The organism is Zoogloea oleivorans (assembly GCF_008107625.1).
Taxonomy (GTDB): domain Bacteria; phylum Pseudomonadota; class Gammaproteobacteria; order Burkholderiales; family Rhodocyclaceae; genus Zoogloea; species Zoogloea oleivorans.
On the sequence record NZ_SDKK01000006.1, the window covers coordinates 62280 to 80833 of the forward strand.

Sequence of the window (18554 nt, forward strand, 5' to 3'; positions counted from 1 at the left end):
CGCTTTATCAAATGAAGAGGCCGGCGTTTCAGCCGGCCCAAAGATGCGTTGGAAGTGCCTGTTAAGCTACAGGCGCAGCTGCCGTTGGGGCAGCTGGAGGAGAGTCGTCACTCGGGCGACGAGGCGCTTGCGAAGAAGGCTTTGGAGGACGCGGTGCGTTACCCGCCATGATGTCGTTGATCTGGTCCGCATCAATGGTTTCCAGCTCAAGCAGCGCCGCAGTCATTGCCTCGACCTTGTCGCGGTTTTCCTCGATCAGGCGGCGCGCCAACGCGTACTGCTGGTCGAGCATCCGGCGAATTTCTGCATCCACCTTCTGAAGCGTGGCTTCGGACATGTTCTTGTGCGTCGTCACAGAACGCCCGAGGAAGACTTCTCCATCTTCCTCGCCGTACACCATCGGCCCAAGGTTGTCGGACATCCCCCACTGCGTCACCATGCGGCGTGCCAGATCGGTTGCACGCTGAAAATCATTCGACGCACCAGTGGTCATTTGATTCATGAAAATCTCTTCCGCAATACGGCCGCCGAACAAGACGGCGATCGTCTGCAGCAGACGCTCACGGTCCTGGCTGTAGCGGTCCTGCTCGGGCAGTTGCATGGTCACACCCAATGCACGACCACGCGGAATGATGGTGACCTTGTGAACCGGGTCGGTTTTGGTCAGACACTTGGCGACCACCGCATGACCCGACTCATGATAGGCAGTATTCCGCCGCTCTTCCTCGGGCATGACCATCGAGCGCCGCTCAGCACCCATCATGATTTTGTCCTTGGCGCGCTCGAAGTCGTCCATATCGACGACACGCTTGCTTCCGCGTGCGGCAAAAAGAGCGGCCTCATTCACCAGGTTGGCAAGATCCGCACCGGCAAAACCGGGACAGCCGCGAGCCAGAATCATCGCATCGACGTCAGGAGCAATCGGCACCTTGCGCATGTGCACACGCAGGATCTGCTCACGCCCGCGGATATCGGGCAAGGGCACAACTACCTGACGGTCGAAACGACCGGGACGCAGCAAGGCCGGATCGAGTACGTCGGGACGGTTGGTAGCCGCAATCACGATGACACCGGAAACGCCCTCAAAACCATCCATCTCGACAAGAAGCTGGTTGAGCGTTTGTTCCCGCTCATCGTTGCCGCCGCCCAGACCTGCACCACGCTGACGGCCCACCGCATCGATTTCATCGATAAAAATGATACATGGCGCCTGCTTCTTCGCTTGCTCGAACATGTCGCGAACGCGGGCAGCACCTACGCCAACGAACATCTCGACAAAATCGGAACCCGAGATGGAAAAGAACGGCACCTTGGCTTCACCGGCAATGGCCTTGGCCAGCAAAGTCTTGCCCGTACCCGGCGAGCCGACCATCAGGACGCCCTTCGGAATATGGCCGCCCAACTTCTGAAACTTGGACGGGTCCCGCAGGAACTCAACCAGTTCGGCGACCTCATCCTTGGCCTCGTCACAACCGGCCACATCAGCAAATGTCACCGTGTTGGCCGATTCGTCGAGCATCTTGGCTTTCGACTTTCCGAAGGAAAATGCGCCACCACGCCCGCCACCCTGCATTTGTCGCATGAAGAATACCCACACGCCGATCAGCAGGACCATCGGGAACCAGGAGACAAAGATGTTCATCAGGAAGGACTGCTCCTCCTCTGGCTTGGCTGCAGTGACCTTGACGCCAAAACGCATCAGATCGCCAACCATCCAGATATCCTGGACGCCCGGCGTATAAACAGTAATTTGCCGTCCATCCTGCGTCGTGGCGCGAACAGTCCGGCCATCAACGACAGCCTTGGCGACTTTGCCCTGCTTCGCATCCTCCATGAACTGGGAGTACTCGACGGAGTTCTGCGCCGCCTGACGATTGTTGAACTGATTGAAAACGGTCATCAGAACGACGCCGATTACCAGCCAGATCGCAAGATTCTTGAATAGATTGTTCAACACGATTCCTTGAAGGCCCGACAGGGGCCACAGCCTAGTGGACTGATTCTATGTCCGATCGTTCGCTGGATCAAATCATCATCGCCATAGAAAGCAACAATGTCCGGGCAAAATGCCTCAACCACGCTTGCCAGAACCAAGCAGATAGACCTCGGCGCTACGCCCCCGGGAAGCCAAAGGCTTGCGTACCACTACCGACTTGAACTCCCGCTCCATCTGTTTGCGAAACTCATCAAACCCCTGCCCCTGAAAGACTTTGACCAGGAACTTGCCGCCGGAGGTCAGATGCTGTTGAGCAAAATCCAGTGCGAGCTCAGCTAGGTAGATACACCTGGCCTGATCGACGCTAGGGATTCCCGAGATATTGGGGGCGATATCCGACATTACAAGGTCTACATTTCGACGACCGAGCAACTCTTCGAAGCGCGCCACCGATTCCTCATCGTGAAAATCCCCCTGCATGAACTGAACCTTGTGGATCGGCTCCATCGGCAAGAGGTCAAGAGCAAATACGGCCCCCGCCTCTCCAACGCGGGTTATGGCAACCTGGCTCCACGACCCGGGTGCAGCCCCGAGGTCGACCACCACCATCCCGGGCCGTATCAACTTGTCCTTGTCGTCGATCTCCATGAGCTTGTAAGCCGCGCGGGCGCGAAGCCCGTCGGCCTTGGCGCGCTGAACGAACGGATCGTTAACGTGCTCCGTCATCCATGATTTACTAGTCTTGGTGCGCTTCATCGCGGTACAATTACGCCCTTTTTTCAATGGGTTGTAAAATGATTGATCTCACGCCCGCACAGCGGCGAGCGTTTCGCGCGCAAGCCCATCATCTTCATCCCGTGGTCAGCGTTGCCGGCAACGGGTTGACCCCTGCGGTGCTCAAGGAAATCGACCACGCGCTTCAGGCTCACGAACTCATCAAGATACGCGTTTACGGGGAAGATCGCGTCCAGCGGGATTCAATATTGGCAACCGTTTGCACCGAACTGGGCGCTGCTTCGGTTCAGCACATCGGGAAAACGCTGGTCGTATGGCGGGAAAAACGTGAGGAAGAAACTTCCAGCGGGATCCCGACTGAACGGCCGAGAAAAGCCCCGTCCAAAGCGAAATCTGCCAAGGCTCTGTCTTCCCATCGGGGCATGGCATCCCTGAAGAGCAAGGCTGCCAAAAAGCCCCGTTGGTTCCCTACCCCGGCAAAACCGCCCCGCAGTTCGGAGCGCTAAGCCGCGCATGACCTGACTCAGCGCAGGCCACGGCCTTGCAGGGCCACCAACATCAGGCCCAGCAAGCTCTGAATCAGGTATACCACACTGGAAACGCCGTGCCAGGCCATGAAACGGTCCCGCATGGCGCTTTCCATTACCTCGCGCGGAAACGAATCGGCCTTGAGCTGCGCCAGAATTGGCTGAATACCGAAGTATCCCGCCACAGCCAGCAGCAACATCACCAGCACCAGCCAGAAAACACTGCTCTTGAACGCAGCACCATGTTTTCGCAAGGCGAGAAACTCCAGCAGATAGGCTGCAGCAGCCATGCCCAACCATGCCACGTAGGTAAACATTTCACCAGCAAGACGCCCGGCCAGTGCCCTGTCATCCAGGACACGGAACAAGGTTGGTGCCGCGAGATAACCGATTGCCCACAGCGCTCCGACCCAGAGGGTTATGAGAATGCTGTAAAGATTTTCGGCAACTCGCGACATCGCAGACAGACTCAAACGTAACGGACGTTGATCAGTTCCAGTTCACGTACGCCCCCAGGGGCCCGAAGCTCGGCGACATCACCGGCGAATTTACCGATGAGAGCCCGGGCAATCGGAGAACTGATGGCGACCTTGCCTTCCTTGATATCCGCTTCGTCGTCACCAACAATCTGGTAAGTAACGGTATCCCCGGTATCCAGATCCTCAAGGTCGACGGTCGCACCAAACACACAGCGACCATCCGCATCGAGCAATTTTGGATCAATGATCTGTCCGTTGGATATCTGACTTTCGACCTCCCGAATACGCCCCTCAATGAAGCCCTGACGCTCCTTGGCTGCATCGTATTCAGCGTTCTCGGACAGATCGCCGTGAGAACGGGCCTCGGCGATAGCGGCAATCACATTGGGACGCTCCACCGTTTTCAGGTGGTGCAGTTCCTGCCGGAGCATTTCTGCGCCGGTTACGGTAAGCGGAACCTTGCTCATGCCTTGCCAAGCTCCGCATGAAGATCTTGCAGGGAGTAGGCTTCAAGCCCGGACAGATGACGCATACCCATACAGGCTGCACGCGCACCTTCGATGGTCGTGTACACCGTGACCTTGGCTGCCAGCGCGCTGGTACGGATCGAGCGGGAATCCGTAACGGCCTGACGCTTCTCTTCAACCGTGTTGATGACCAGCGTGATCTCGTTGTTCTTGATCATGTCCACAATGTGCGGACGACCTTCATTGACCTTGTTTACCGCGGACACCGCAAGTCCAGCAGCCGAGATGGCCGTTGCCGTACCGCGAGTCGCGACCACGGAGAAACCGAGATCGATCAGCTCACGGGCCACTTCAACAGCCTTGGGACGGTCAGTGTGCTTGACGCTGATGAAGGCCTTGCCAGAAGTGGGCAGACGAATGCCGGCACCCAGCTGACTCTTCACAAAAGCCTCGGCAAACGTACGGCCTACGCCCATTACCTCACCGGTGGACTTCATCTCGGGCCCGAGGATGGTATCCACGCCGGGGAACTTGACGAAGGGGAACACCGCTTCCTTGACCGAGTAGTACGGCGGCACGATCTCGCCCGCAATCCCCTGATCATCCAGGCTGCGGCCAGCCATGCAGCGGGCGGCGATCTTGGCCAAGGGCAGGCTGCTGGCCTTGGAGACGAAAGGAACAGTGCGGGATGCGCGCGGATTCACTTCCAGCACGTAGACCACCGCATCGTCACCCTCACCCTGGATGGCGAACTGGACGTTCATCAGGCCGCACACATTGAGCGCGCGAGCCATCGCTTCGGTCTGCTGACGCAGCACATCCTGCAGCTTGGCAGACAGCGTGTAAGGCGGCAGCGAACAAGCGGAGTCACCCGAATGCACACCAGCCTGCTCGATGTGCTCCATGATCCCGCCGATCATCACGCGCTTGCCGTCGGACAAGGCATCCACGTCCACTTCGGTCGCATCGTTCAGGAAGCGGTCGAGAAGCACCGGCGAGTCATTGGAAACCTTGACCGCTTCACGCATGTAGCGCTCAAGATCCTTCTGCTCATGGACGATTTCCATCGCCCGACCGCCCAGCACGTAACTGGGACGGACAACCAGCGGATAGCCGATTTCGGCGGCCAGACGCACGGCATCTTCCGGCGTGCGGGCAGTGCGGTTGGGAGGCTGCTTGAGACCCAGCTCGAACAGCAGCTTCTGGAAACGCTCGCGGTCTTCGGCAGCGTCGATCATGTCGGGGCTGGTACCGATGATCGGCACGCCGTTGGCTTCCAGCTCACGTGCACGCTTCAGCGGAGTCTGGCCACCAAACTGGACAATCACGCCAACGGGCTTTTCGACAGCAACGATCTCAAGGATGTCTTCCAGCGTCAGCGGCTCGAAGTACAGGCGATCGGAGGTGTCGTAGTCGGTGGACACGGTTTCCGGATTGCAGTTGACCATGATGGTCTCGAACCCGTCTTCCCGCAGCGCCAGCGCGGCATGCACACAGCAGTAGTCGAACTCGATGCCCTGGCCGATCCGGTTCGGACCACCGCCCAGCACCATGATCTTCTTGTTGTTGGTCGGCAGCGCCTCGCACTCTTCCTCGTAGGTGGAGTAGAGATATGCAGTCGATGTCGAAAACTCGGCAGCACAGGTATCCACCCGCTTGTAGACCGGGCGCACACCAACCGTGTGGCGATGCAGACGGACGGAGGTTTCGTCAGTGCCCAGCAGCTTGGCCAGACGACGGTCGGCGAAGCCCTTCTTCTTCAGCTCGCGCAACTCGGGGGCAGCGATGCCCTTAAGGGAGCGGCCGGTCAGTGACTTCTCGGTCTTGACGATATCTTCGATCTGGACTAGGAACCAGGGATCGATGCGTGTCAGCGCATGGACCTGCTCCAGCGTCATGCCCTCCCGGAAAGCCTGGCCAACGTACCAAATGCGCTGGGAGCCCGGATCACCAAGCTCGCGCTCCAGGTCATCCTTGTCGGCTTCCACTTCGTCCAGACCGTAAGCACCGGTTTCCAGACCGCGCAAGGCCTTCTGGAAGGACTCCTGGAAAGTGCGGCCCATGGCCATCACTTCGCCCACGGACTTCATCTGGGTCGTCAGACGATCGTTGGCCGTCGGGAACTTCTCGAAGGCAAAACGGGGAATCTTGGTAACGACATAGTCGATCGACGGCTCGAAAGACGCCGGAGTTGCACCACCAGTGATGTCGTTCTTCAGCTCATCGAGGGTGAAACCCACCGCCAGCTTGGCCGCGACCTTGGCGATCGGGAAACCGGTGGCCTTGGAAGCCAGTGCAGAAGAGCGGGACACCCGCGGGTTCATTTCGATGACGATCATGCGGCCGTCTTCGGGATTGATCGCGAACTGCACGTTGGAACCACCAGTATCGACGCCAATTTCGCGGAGCACCGCGATGGAGGCGTTACGCAGGATCTGGTATTCCTTGTCGGTCAACGTCTGGGCAGGCGCAACGGTGATCGAGTCGCCGGTATGCACGCCCATCGGATCGAGGTTCTCGATGGAACACACGATGATGCAGTTGTCCGCGGTGTCGCGGACCACTTCCATCTCGTATTCCTTCCAACCGATCAGGGATTCTTCGATCAGGAGTTCGTTGGTCGGGCTGGCCTCAAGACCGCGCTTGCAGATCTCGACGAACTCTTCGGGGTTGTAGGCAATGCCGCCGCCAGTACCGCCGAGCGTGAAGGAAGGACGAATGATGACCGGAAAACCGATTTCGGTCTGGACCTGGTGCGCTTCGTCCAGGCTGTGCGCCACGCCGGAACGAGCAGAACCGAGACCGATCTTGGTCATCGCATCCTTGAACTTCAGGCGATCCTCCGCCTTGTCGATGGCTTCTTCCTTGGCACCGATCAGTTCCACGCCGAACTTGGCGAGCACGCCGTTCCTGGCGAGATCCAGCGCGCAGTTCAGTGCGGTCTGGCCACCCATGGTCGGGAGCACAGCGTCGGGACGCTCCTTTTCGATGATGCGCTCGACGACCTGCCAGGTGATCGGCTCAATGTAGGTGACGTCGGCAGTACCCGGGTCGGTCATGATGGTCGCCGGGTTGGAATTCACCAGCACGACCTTGTAGCCTTCTTCGCGCAGGGCTTTGCAGGCCTGGGCGCCGGAGTAATCGAATTCACAGGCCTGGCCGATGATGATCGGGCCAGCACCAATGATGAGAATGGTCTTTATGTCTGTACGTTTGGGCATGGTTCTTCAGAGACTGTAAGCGGATGGTCCGGAATGGGCGCACCGCAGTGCGCCCGCATGACAATCGGCCTTAGCCCCTCGCCTCCATCAGCGAAATAAATCGATCGAACAGGTAAGCCACGTCGTGCGGACCGGGGCTGGCTTCCGGGTGTCCCTGGAAGGAGAAGGCCGGCACATCGGTACGGGCCATCCCCTGCAGGCTGCCGTCGAACAGCGACACGTGGGTCACTCGAACGTTGGCGGGCAGCGTGGCGGCATCAGCGGCGAAACCATGGTTCTGGCTGGTGATGAGGACCTGACCGGAATCGAGATCCTTGACCGGATGGTTTGCACCGTGGTGACCAAACTTCATCTTCATGGTCTTGGCCCCCGAGGCCAGGGCCAGCAACTGGTGCCCCAGACAGATGCCAAAGGTCGGAATACCCTTTGCCAACACGTCACGGATAGCCGTGATGGCGTAGTCGCAGGGCTCCGGATCGCCAGGACCATTGGACAGGAAAACACCGTCTGGATTGAGGGCCAGCACTTCGGCAGCGGAGGTCTGGGCGGGCACCACGGTCAGGCGGCAACCACGCTCGGCCAGCATGCGCAGGATGTTGCGCTTCACACCATAGTCGTAGGCCACAACGTGGAAACGGGTTTCTTCCTGGGTAACGTAACCTTCGCCGAGCTGCCACTCACCCTCAGTCCAGGAATAGGACTCGGTGGCAGAAACGACCTTGGCAAGGTCCAGACCAGCCAGACCGGAAAAACTGCGGGCCTGAGCCAGAGCGGCCTCGACGTTAAGTTCGGCTGCTGTGGCGGCAGTAACGATGCACCCGCTCTGGGCACCCTTTTCGCGAAGGATGCGGGTGAGCTTGCGGGTGTCGATGCCGGAAATGGCGACGATGTTCTCGGCCTTGAGATAGGCATCCAGCGACTGCTCACAACGCCAGTTGGAAGCAAGTAGCGGCAGATCGCGGATCACCAGACCGGCAGCGTAGACCTTGTCCGCTTCGCAATCTTCCCGGTTGATACCGGTATTGCCGATGTGCGGATAAGTGAGCGTGACGATCTGGCGACAGTAACTGGGGTCGGTGAGGATTTCCTGATAACCGGACATGGAGGTGTTAAACACCACTTCGCCAGTCGTCGCTCCTATCGCCCCGATGCCTTTACCGTAAAACACCGTCCCGTCGGCAAGAGCAAGAATGGCGGGCGGGAAAGCTGACACGGTGAACTCCTCGAAATCTTGTGATTGGACGACAGACATGCATAGCCGGACTACACATGAAAAACGGGATCAGCCCTAGAAGGCCATCCCGCTGAGAAACTTTCTAATTATAGCCCGAGGACACGTTTGGGGCAAATCCAGATGTAGGGATACTGACAGAACGCTGACAAATCATGGCGCCCGGCGCGCCCGGCGCAAAACCCCGGCAAGGTTTCCAAGCTCGGTCAACAGCACCGGAATCTCGCGCCGCACAGCCGCAGCATCCCCGTCCTTCCCGGCGGTTTCCACCAACTGGGCTGCAGCAAGGGTGGCCGCTGCATTGAAAACCCCCGCCGACCCCTTGATGGAATGGGCCAGATTCCGGATCGTCACAAAATCATTACTCCGCTGCGCAATCTCCAGGGTTTTGCGATTGCGCTCGAGATCACTAAAGAACAAACCGATCAACTGCTGCAGCGCTGCCTCGTCGCCATCCAGCAACTCCCGCGTAGCCCCCAGATCGGCCACTGCACCATCCCCACCCAGATCGATGCACGCACCATCCTGCGCACCTTTGCCACCGTCCTGAGCGCGGGCATCTCCCATGACACGATCGATCACGCCATGCAACTCCGCAGGCTTGATCGGCTTGGCGATGTAGTCATCCATGCCCGCCATAAGGCAACGATCCCGATCTCCCTGCATCGCATGAGCCGTCATGGCCACAATGGGCGTAGGCTGCCACTGCCCGCCTGCAGCCCAGCTGCGCCGAGCCTCCCGGGCACGGATGGCCTGGGTTGCGTCAAGCCCCCCCATCACCGGCATCTGCACATCCATCAGAATGAGATCAAAACGCCCTCGGTCAAAGCAATCAAGCGCCTCCTGACCATTGGCAGCCACAGTCATCACGTGCCCTACTTTTTCGAGCATTTTGACGGCCACGGTCTGATTAACCGGGTTGTCTTCCACAAGCAGGATGTTGAGACGCTGGCTTGAGCGGGACAATGGCGGCGCGCAGGCGAAGGTCTGCTCGGCCTCAAAAGCCAGGAACTTATCCTCCTCCGCCGGACCACCCTGCAGAGTCAACCCCAGGGCATCAACGAGGTCAGACTGAGAGAACGGCTTGATCAAACGCGCCCCAACCTTAAGACGCTCGCACTTGATCGTATCGCCCCGCTGCGTATTGGCATCCAGCATCATGATCAGCCGGTCCAGCCGCGGCCATTCCTTGATCAGCCGCTCGGCCAGGGCATAGCCGCCAGGAGCGGGCATGGCCGCATCCATCAGCACCCAGTCGAAAGGCGAATTGGCTTTTTGTGCAGCAGCCAGCATTTCCTCAACCACCACACCGCTGGGAGCCTCACGGACATCCAGACCGATTGAGCGCAACTGCAGGCTGACACATCGACGCAAGGCCGCATTGCGCCCCGCGACCAAGGCACGTCGTGCCCCGAAAGCCGGGGTGCTGACCAACTGGGACCTGCCCGTTTCGACATGGACAGTAAAATTGAAGGTGCTCCCCTCCCCCGGCCTGCTTTCAAGGGTGATCGCACCGCCCATGAGCTCGACGATTCGCCGGCAAATGGCAAGACCGAGACCTGTACCACCATACTTTCGCGTAGTCGATTCATCAGCCTGAGAGAAGGCTCCGAAGACGAAGGCATGCTTGTCCTCAGGAATACCAATGCCCGAATCACGCACAGCAAACTCAAGAACCAGGTCACTTGCACTCCCTCCCCGGCAGTGCACCGAAACCTCAACCTCACCCTTCTCGGTAAATTTGATCGCGTTGCCGACAAGGTTGGTGAGTACCTGGCGCAATCGGGTCGTATCTCCCACCAGCACGGGAGGCACGTCGGGACTCACGTAATAGAAGCACTCGACACCCTTCTGGTAAGCACGTAGAGCCAGCGACTTCATCGTGTCGCCAAGCAGACTTACAAGGGAAAACTCGACCTTCTCAAGACTCAGATGCCCGGCTTCGATTTTCGAGAAATCAAGCACATCATTGATGATGCGCAGCAACGAGTCAGCTGAGCTTTTTACGGTCTGCAAGTATTCACGCTGCTCCTCGTCGAGCCGGGTATCGAGCGCCAGTTCGGTCATGCCGATGATGCCATTCATCGGCGTGCGAATTTCATGGCTCATGTTGGCCAGAAAATCACTCTTGGCACGATTGGCCGCCTCGGCCTGTTCCTTGGCGTGAAGCAGTTCGAGTTCTGCGCATTTGGAATGAGTGACATCCCGATAGGTCCCGACCATGCGCGCCCAACGTCCGTCAGATCCCCGGTTCGAGGCTCGTCCCCGCACAAGAATCCAGCGCCAGCCACCGGCTTTGCTGGTAATCCGGAACTGGGTCTCGAAATAATCCAGCTCACCACGAAGATGGGTGCCGAGCTGGTGACGCGTCAAAGCCAGGTCATCAGGATGAACCAGCGGCAACCAGGAAGAGAAATCGGACGTCCGCTCGGAGGCATCATATCCAAGCATTTGTCGCCAGTAGTCGTCCATGACGATTTCGCCATGGGCAAGATCCCAGTCCCACAGCCCGCCTTCCGTGTTTTGCATCGCCAGATCGAGGCGCTCACGCGTATCGCGGACGTTGCGCTCGGCCCTTTCGCGACCGGAGAGCAGGCCTTCAAGCAGGCCAAGGATGTCGGCCGACGAAGCACGAGAGAGATCGAACGGCACCCCCAACCGACCGTCGGCAACACTCGCAGCAAGGAATGCTCTAAGCGCCCGTCCGATTTCAGCATCGGGCGCATCAGGATCGGCATCAGAACGAATCACGTGGGCGATCAATTTGGCGACATCGAGGTAAGAAAGGCGCGCCAGACCAGCCAACACGCCTAACCGGGAACCTGAATCATAACGGCAAACGGTTCTCGATCTTGAGCGCCAAAAGACGCCCGCCTTACTTCAGACCCAGCACATCCTGCATATCGAACAGACCTGCCTTGTGAGCAGCCAGGAAGCGCGCTGCGCGCAGGCTGCCCGATGCATAAGGCATGCGACTGCCCGATTTGTGAGTGATCTCGATACGCTCGCCGATCCCGGCGAAGAGCACGGTGTGATCTCCAACAATATCCCCACCACGCACCGTAGCAAAACCGATGGTCTGCCCATCACGCTCGCCAGTCACACCCTCGCGCCCGTAGATCGCACAGGACTCCAGGTCGCGCCCCAGCGCCCCGGCCACAACTTCGCCCATGCGCAGGGCTGTACCGGAGGGAGCATCAACCTTCAGGCGATGATGAGCCTCGATGATTTCCACGTCGTAGTCTTCATTGAGAATGCGGGCAGCCACATCCAGCAACTTGAAGACGGCGTTCACACCAACCGCCATGTTCGGCGCAAACACGACCGGAATATCCCGCGCGGCAGCCGCAATCTCAGCCTTGCCTTCAGCCGAAAAACCGGTCGTTCCGATCACCATGCCACAGCCTGCAGCCCGGGCCAGCGCCAGATGCTGGAGCGTGCCTTCCGGACGGGTGAAGTCGATCAGACAATCGGCCTTCGCCAGACCCTCAGCCACATCACTGGTAATCGTCACGCCACACGAAGAACCGACCAGATCCCCGGCATCCTTGCCGATGAAGGTACTTTCGGGACGCTCAAAAGCCGCCACCAGAACGGCGTCGTCCGCCTTGAGGGTGGCTTCGATGAGCATTCTGCCCATGCGTCCGGACGCACCGGCAATCGCGATACGAACTTGATTCATGTAATCCCCGGAATTAACGATATAAAAAGAGAAGGGGCGTATCAGACGGCCCCGGCGCCTTACTGCGAAGGCTGAACCTCACCAGGCCGGACATCACCTTCGACCCGCACAAGCTTGCCTTCCTCAAAAACCACAGCCAGACGGCGCTCCTGCAATGCACCTTTGCCCGGCTGAAAACGATAAACGTAATCCCAGCGATCACCATGAAAGACATCCGTCACCAGCGGCGTCCCAAGCACGAAACGCACTTGATCGCGACTCATGCCCGGCTTCAGCTGGGAGACCATCTCCTGGGTGATGAAATTTCCCTGCCGGACATCAATCCGGTACGGCTTCAGGAAATCACCGACTGCAGTACAGCCGGAAACCCCCGCAATCAGCAGGACGGAAAAGAGCAATTTGCGCATGGCGTTTCTGGAAGCAGGAGCAGGCATTGACTCAAAGGCCACATTCTCAAGGATGGTCGGAAACTATATCATACGGGGCTGGCCGGGCTTCCGGCCGCCTTCTCCAGTTTTTCGGGGCTCCCCATGTCTAGCAACTCCCAGAACCTCAAAAGTATCGGCCTGAAGGCAACCTTCCCAAGGCTCAAGATTCTTGACCTCTTCCAGAAGGTCGAAACCCGCCACCTGACCGCCGAGGACGTTTACCGCCTCCTTATCGCCGAAGATATGGACATCGGCCTTGCCACGGTCTATCGCGTGCTCACCCAGTTTGAGCAGGCCGGCTTGCTCGAACGCCACTACTTTGAATCAGGCAAAGCCGTCTTCGAGCTCAACGAAGGTCACCACCACGATCATCTGGTCTGTCTCCAGTGCGGCAAGGTGGAGGAGTTCTACGACCCAGCCATTGAAGAGCGGCAGAACAAAATCGCCGAAGAGCGTGGTTTTATCGTCCGCGAACACGCTCTTTACCTCTATGCCGACTGCCAGAAGACCAATTGCCCCAACCGCCCCGGCAGCAGCTCCTCCAGCGGAGAATAGCCGCCCCGGAGCGCCATGACAAACGACATCCGAGCCCTCACGGGCCCGGATCTACGTAAAGGGGCAATGCATCACTCCCCCTGTAAATCAAAGCGTACCGGCAGTCGAATGACGAACTCCTGCCCTGGCATAACGGGCACAGTCCTTACCGCGCGCTCAAGCAGAGCGAGCGCCTCACCATCCAACTCGCCGACGCCACTTGAATGCCCCAAGCGGACAAGCGGCACCCTCTGCACTGCGGTGACCTGAACCTCGACAATCACCGTCCCCTCGCGCCCGGCCTCCATGACCGCCCGGGGGTAACGCTGCATTCGCACAGCCGCAGCGGCCAGTGCCAAACGATAACGGGCAAGGGATGCCCCCTGGACAGCTTGCCCGACATTTGCAACAGGGACGTCCCCCGCCAAGGAGGTCGACACCTCTGGATCCGGGACGACGTGCTCCACGGCTTCCACGGACAGCCTGGCCACTTTTTTCTCTCTCTTGCCGGAGACCGGACTGCCGTGTCGAACTGACGCGGCAAGATCGCCGCCACCCAGCAAACGCGGCTCTCCCGAACCTCCGCAACAGTCAAGCACGGGAACATCTTCCGATGCCGGCTTCACGGGAAGGGCGGGGGCGAAACTCACAGAAAATGGCACAACCTTCACTGCCCCCAGTTTCACTTCAGGCGCAGGCCAGAAAACCAGAAGATGGAACAAGACCGAAATGCCCAGCCCCACCAAGCAGTCACGCCATTGCACACGCACCCCTCAACCCAAAACACATATTTTAGAAGTGTAATGAGCAACACTTCAGCCGCAAACCCCTGGCCGCATTTTTATAAACCCATGCGCATAACCGGCAGACAACTGAAGCGGAGTTCCGCGTTTGGCAGGAGATGAGAGCCCCCCTTGGAACAAGTGGCGGACTGGGGGGAGGTGATCGTTTTGGCACCTGGAAAGAGGCGGGAGAAAGCGGGATGAGCCCAGACGCCGCGCGGGATTCGGAGGAACACAGGCAGGATTTGGATTTGCACGGAACTGCTCGGGGAGTGAGCTGTTTTGCGCATGATTTGGCACAGGACGATCAGAAACAGGTTTAGATCGTTCGCCGAGTCGTCGGCAACGTTTGAGATAACGCCGACGATGGCTGTTACACGGGACATGACATGGCCGCCCTGGTTGTCGTCATGGTCTCCGATGGTGATGTTCTTCAGGTTCTTGGCGGCAATCAGGGCGAGGGTCGCCAGCCAAAGGTAATCGTTTCGAGGCATGAGCAAATGATGCCCAACCGCCCATGAAACAAAATATGACCTGGTTCATAAGCCAGGCATAGCAGCGTGGCAGGCGTCACGCTGCCCACGTGCGATCTGTCACGACACCTCACCCAAGTCGCCCTTGCCGACGCCGTCAGGCGTGATCAGGCCTCGCTCAAGCACGTCCAGGTACATCTTCACCGCGAAATCGGCGATCGCGCCTGTGTCGGCCTTGGGGAGCGCCTTCATGGCCCCCATCAGGATGGCGGCCAAGGCATCGGCGTTGATCTTCGTCGGCTGGGGCTTGGGCTGCAGCTCCTCGAGGAGCATCGGGCCTTCGCCGGTCAGCAGCCAGTTGGCGTTGATGCCTGCCTGGACGAATCCCGCCATAGCCTCCGCCCCTGGAGATCTCAGATCTCGCTCGTAGTCTTGATATGTCCGCGGCGGAACACTCAATTGCGTTGCAGCTTCCTTTTGAGTGAGACCTTTCGCCTCTCTCCAGGATCTCAAACCAGCTCCAACTGTGTGCACGTCAAAAGTCCCTTCAGGTGTGCACGACCAGGTGTGCACAAGAAACCCGTGCACACCTGCGCATCTGATTGTTTTTAAAGCCATAAACAAAAAACGGCGTCAACACACTCAAAAGACGTAGATGTGCACGTCAATTGCGTTGACACATACACTCAATTGCGTGTCCAATGCCATTCATCGCGTAACCACCACAGAAAGCGATTCATGGCAAACAACACCCCCAAAAAAGCCAGTCCCGAGGACTGGCACCCGGCCGACATCAAGGCGGCCCTGGATAAGAAAGGCTGGTCCCTTGTCGCCCTGGCGAAACACCACGGTATCAAAGGTTCGTCGGCCCTTTCGCATACGTTCGAGCGCAGCTATCCGCTCAATGAGCAGCGCATTGCGGACGCCATTGGCGTGCATCCGATGAAGATCTGGCCGTCCCGTTACAACGAGGATGGAACCAAGAAACCGCGCGGCCTGCGTGGCGCCCGTTCCCTCAAGTGTACCGCTGGAAATTGCCAACGCAATGGCAATGAAGCGGCCGCGGCGTAGACACCATGCGCCGCGCTCACGACGCCCTTACGCCGGACCTGTTTGAGGTGCCGGTGGCACGCGACCCGAAGCCGGGCGCGCTGGCGGTGGGGCACCCGCTCCGCCATCTGCTTTCGGACCTGCTGAAGGCATCGACCCTGTCGCGGTTCGACATTGCAGCCCGCATGAGCGAGCTGACCGGGCAGGAGATTACCAAGCACCAACTGGATAGCTGGACGGCCGAGAGCCGGGACGGCTGGCGCTTTCCGCTGGAGTACTTGCCGGCCTTTGAGGCGGCGGTGCAGACCCACGATGTGACGGTGTGGCTGGCGGATTTGCGCGGCTGCCGGTTGCTGGTGGGCAAGGACGCCCTGGAGGCGGAGCTGGGGAAACTGGAGCGTGCCCGCGATGAGGCGGGCAAGCGGATTCGGCAACTGAAGCAGGTGATGGGAGAGATGGAATGACTTTTTCCAAGAGGACCGCAGACATGCCTACCAAGCCCTACGACAGCCCGAGCATTGATGACGAAGACACCAATGCACTGGCCTTGACCATCGTACAAATCCTGGACGGACTCCCGATCACGTCGGCCCGCCTGGTACTGCGTCGCGCCGAATTCTGGATCGACGCGACACAGGTGGTGGATTGCTCCTCTACCGAATTTCGGAGAGCAACCGAAGCACTTCTGGTTGCTTCTCCTGAATGAGTTTAGCGGCCTCTCGCGAGTAGTCGCCACCAAACCGATGCGTCCCCTTCTCCTCCTTCTCAGCGTTGATGGCCTTCGACAGGAGCAGCACCTGAGCGGTGAGGATTTGTTCAAGAAGTTGTTTTTCAGTCATGAGGGTTCTTCCGTGAAGTTGAATGGTATGCAAGTTGGTAGCCTGCGGCGCCATTCTAACGGCATGAATCCTCGCCATTCCAAGAGGGGTGGGCAATGAGTGTCATTACTCTGACCCAGATCGCCGAAGCGCTTGGTGTCCATCGCACCAGCGCCATGCGCAGGGCGGATAGAGAAGGCTGGCAGTTCGCGGAAGAGACCGCCCCAGGTCGATCCGTGCGCAGCTACACCTTAGAAGCCCTGCCGCGTGACGTGCAGAAAGCCCTCCAGAAATCCGCCCTTGAAACGGCGGTTAATCAGGTCTCCACCGCAGCCAGCACAACTGCGGTTTTCACGCCCACCGGGGAGGCTCTCCCTCCCGTTAAACCGGCCGCCCCGGTGGTGCCTTTTTGCCCGGCAGACCTGACGACTCGCCAACGCGAAAACGAGAATGCCCGCAGCACGTTGCTGGGGGAGATCAGCCGCCTGCAGGCCTCGGCACGATGCAGCCAGGAAGCGGCCATCACGGCACTGCTCACCAATGCCCGCAGCGGCCTGCTGCCGGCGCACCTGGTGGGCACCCTGCGGCTGGCACGTGACCCGCGTGGTCGTAAAACCGAGCACGACGATGGCCTGCCCAGCCCGCGCTGCCTGAAGCGCTGGCTGAGCAAGAGCGTGAAGGGCGAGAGCCTGGCGCCGGCGGTGGTGCAGGCCGACATGAGCGTGAAGCCCTGGCACGGCCTGGCCATTGCGTTGATGCAGCGGCCGCAGGGCAGCATCAAGCGCTGGGTGGTAGCGCAGATTGCCGAGCAATGGACGCCGGCAATGGGTGACACGCCGCCCAGCTACGACCAGGTGTGCCGCTTCTTTCGGGAGAAGTTCTCGAAGATCGATGTGCTGGTGGGCCGGCACACCGGCATGGACCTCAAGAACCACCGCCGTTACACGATTCGCAGCCGGGTTGGGTTGATGCCGGCGATGGAATGCCACGCGGACGGCTGGTGCACGCACTTCACTGCGTCACACCCGGTGTCGGGCGAGTTTGTGACCTACGAGCTTTGGACGGCCATCGACTACGCCACCGGCTACCCGGCCGACCCGGCCATCGGCCTGTCGGAAAGCTACGAAGTGATCGCCAAGTGCCTGGAGAACTACATCCGCGTGTTTGGCGTGCCGCTGATCTTTCAGACCGACAGCACGGGCAGCGTGAAGAACGAGCGCTTCGAGTTTGACCCCATCAGCAGCCTGCAGGAACGCCTGGGCATCACCATCGTGCATCCGAAGATGCTCGAAGTGGGCAAAGGCAACAGCCAGGCCAACGGCCTTGCCGAAAACCTGCATGCCTTCTACGACCGGGAATCCAAAGAGCTGGGCACCTACCAGGGCAAGAGCATGGACACGCTCACCTACAAGCGGGTGCAGCGGCTGACCAAGGCAATGGTGCGGGCCGGCACGCCGGAGGCGCGTGAGAAGGCCCGGAAGGAAGCCGAGAAGGCAGGAAAAGGGCCGATATTCGACAGCCACAAACAGGCCAGCGACTGGATCAAGGGCATGGCGGAGCGCCGCCGGGACATGCCGAACCGCAACCTGCCCAAGGTTTCCGACCCGGAAACCGGCAAGCAGCGCCACATGACACCCCGTGAGGCGCTGGCCGCCCACGTGGCCGATGGCTGGGAGCCGGTGGCGCTTAGCGAGGCGGACATCATCGACGCCTTCCGGCCGCACGTTCGCAAAACGGTTACCCGCGGTGGCGTGAGCCCCTACAGCGGCCAGCGCTACCAGCACGAAGAGCTGGAGCACTGGAACGGCACCCTGGCCCCCGCCGACGAGCAAGCCATCCTGGACGTGCTCTACGACTTGCTCGACCAGGCCATCGACGGCGTCTGACCCCGGTTTTCAGGATCGGCCCGTAGCGCGATTTTGAGGGTGGGGGTGCGGCCACCGTAGCCGCCGACCCCCGATCGTTGAAATTAACGGGGGAGTAACGGGGTCTGTGGGGAGCCAAGCCCCCGAACCGCCGAAGCCCTTCACTCTCGCAGCAGGGCCATGCGCGCGCGACCATCGGCGCATGCCCTCCCCCAAAGCCCCCATCTCTGTCGGTGTCGCTGTGCTGACCCTCCGGGTCCGGCCCGGCGAGCCGCTGTGTCGGCTCATCCCGGCCGGCCGGTTCGACGCCCCGCGGGGCGCCATGG

18 protein-coding genes are annotated in these 18554 nt (G+C 59.6%); 6 read left to right on the forward strand and 12 right to left on the reverse strand.

The window, feature by feature from the left end; translation table 11 throughout:
* Positions 1-61: 61 nt before the first annotated feature.
* Positions 62-1954: an ATP-dependent zinc metalloprotease FtsH gene (ftsH, locus tag ETQ85_RS07505; RefSeq protein ID WP_148578424.1), complete on the reverse strand. Its 1893-nt coding sequence runs from the start codon at positions 1952-1954 to the stop codon at positions 62-64.
* Positions 1955-2071: 117 nt separating this feature from the next.
* Entirely contained in the window at positions 2072-2692 is a 621-nt protein-coding gene (locus tag ETQ85_RS07510; protein WP_148578425.1) for an RlmE family RNA methyltransferase, read from the reverse strand.
* Positions 2693-2730: 38 nt separating this feature from the next.
* Here ETQ85_RS07510 and yhbY point away from each other — a divergent pair, with 38 nt between their 5' ends.
* Positions 2731-3177 carry a ribosome assembly RNA-binding protein YhbY gene (yhbY, locus tag ETQ85_RS07515; RefSeq protein WP_148578426.1) on the forward strand — a complete coding sequence of 149 codons (447 nt, stop codon included), beginning with the start codon at positions 2731-2733 and terminating at the stop codon, positions 3175-3177.
* Between the two features lie 17 nt (positions 3178-3194).
* Here the strand turns inward: yhbY and ETQ85_RS07520 are convergent, their stop codons facing one another.
* The 7 genes from ETQ85_RS07520 to ETQ85_RS07550 form a co-directional block, all read right to left on the reverse strand.
* Complete coding sequence (locus tag ETQ85_RS07520; RefSeq protein ID WP_148578427.1) at positions 3195-3656, reverse strand: DUF4149 domain-containing protein; 462 nt, start codon at positions 3654-3656, stop codon at positions 3195-3197.
* A gap of 11 nt (positions 3657-3667) precedes the next feature.
* Positions 3668-4144: a transcription elongation factor GreA gene (gene greA / locus ETQ85_RS07525; protein ID WP_148578428.1), complete on the reverse strand. Its 477-nt coding sequence runs from the start codon at positions 4142-4144 to the stop codon at positions 3668-3670.
* A complete protein-coding gene (gene carB / locus ETQ85_RS07530) occupies positions 4141-7365 on the reverse strand; it encodes a carbamoyl-phosphate synthase large subunit (RefSeq protein ID WP_148578429.1) in 3225 nt (1074 codons plus the stop codon). Before carB ends, greA begins: the two co-directional genes overlap by 4 nt.
* Before the next feature lie 70 nt (positions 7366-7435).
* Positions 7436-8578, reverse strand: a complete 1143-nt coding sequence (gene carA / locus ETQ85_RS07535) for a glutamine-hydrolyzing carbamoyl-phosphate synthase small subunit (RefSeq protein WP_148578430.1) — start codon at positions 8576-8578, stop codon at positions 7436-7438.
* Positions 8579-8749: 171 nt separating this feature from the next.
* On the reverse strand, positions 8750-11404 hold the full coding sequence (locus ETQ85_RS07540; protein ID WP_246128677.1) for a response regulator: 2655 nt from the start codon (positions 11402-11404) through the stop codon (positions 8750-8752).
* A gap of 67 nt (positions 11405-11471) precedes the next feature.
* On the reverse strand, positions 11472-12278 hold the full coding sequence (dapB, locus tag ETQ85_RS07545; RefSeq protein ID WP_148578431.1) for a 4-hydroxy-tetrahydrodipicolinate reductase: 807 nt from the start codon (positions 12276-12278) through the stop codon (positions 11472-11474).
* 59 nt (positions 12279-12337) lie between these two features.
* On the reverse strand, positions 12338-12685 hold the full coding sequence (locus tag ETQ85_RS07550; RefSeq protein WP_148578432.1) for an outer membrane protein assembly factor BamE: 348 nt from the start codon (positions 12683-12685) through the stop codon (positions 12338-12340).
* Between the two features lie 123 nt (positions 12686-12808).
* On the opposite strand from ETQ85_RS07550, the gene fur reads away from it, so the two are divergent.
* Entirely contained in the window at positions 12809-13261 is a 453-nt protein-coding gene (gene fur, locus ETQ85_RS07555; RefSeq protein WP_148578433.1) for a ferric iron uptake transcriptional regulator, read from the forward strand.
* 71 nt (positions 13262-13332) lie between these two features.
* On the opposite strand, the gene ETQ85_RS07560 is transcribed toward fur, so the two are convergent.
* The 3 genes from ETQ85_RS07560 to ETQ85_RS27265 form a co-directional block, all read right to left on the reverse strand.
* Positions 13333-14004 carry a TonB family protein gene (locus ETQ85_RS07560; protein ID WP_148578434.1) on the reverse strand — a complete coding sequence of 224 codons (672 nt, stop codon included), beginning with the start codon at positions 14002-14004 and terminating at the stop codon, positions 13333-13335.
* 77 nt (positions 14005-14081) lie between these two features.
* Entirely contained in the window at positions 14082-14516 is a 435-nt protein-coding gene (locus tag ETQ85_RS07565; protein ID WP_148578435.1) for a hypothetical protein, read from the reverse strand.
* Between the two features lie 99 nt (positions 14517-14615).
* The gene (locus tag ETQ85_RS27265) at positions 14616-15113 is read right to left on the reverse strand and encodes a helix-turn-helix domain-containing protein (protein ID WP_148578436.1); all 498 of its coding nucleotides are present in this window, start codon (positions 15111-15113) and stop codon (positions 14616-14618) included.
* Positions 15114-15233: 120 nt separating this feature from the next.
* Between ETQ85_RS27265 and ETQ85_RS07575 the strand changes: the two genes are divergently transcribed.
* The 4 genes from ETQ85_RS07575 to ETQ85_RS07590 all read left to right on the forward strand — a co-directional run bounded on the left by ETQ85_RS07575 (position 15234) and on the right by ETQ85_RS07590 (position 18249).
* A complete protein-coding gene (locus ETQ85_RS07575; protein WP_148578437.1) occupies positions 15234-15566 on the forward strand; it encodes a helix-turn-helix domain-containing protein in 333 nt (110 codons plus the stop codon).
* Between the two features lie 5 nt (positions 15567-15571).
* A complete protein-coding gene (locus tag ETQ85_RS07580) occupies positions 15572-16009 on the forward strand; it encodes a hypothetical protein (protein ID WP_148578438.1) in 438 nt (145 codons plus the stop codon).
* A 23-nt stretch (positions 16010-16032) separates the two neighbouring features.
* Positions 16033-16251, forward strand: a complete 219-nt coding sequence (locus ETQ85_RS26590; protein WP_148578439.1) for a hypothetical protein — start codon at positions 16033-16035, stop codon at positions 16249-16251.
* Positions 16252-16479: 228 nt separating this feature from the next.
* Positions 16480-18249 (forward strand): transposase, encoded by a 1770-nt coding sequence (locus ETQ85_RS07590; protein WP_148578440.1) that lies wholly within the window; start codon positions 16480-16482, stop codon positions 18247-18249.
* Positions 18250-18554 lie beyond the last annotated feature (305 nt).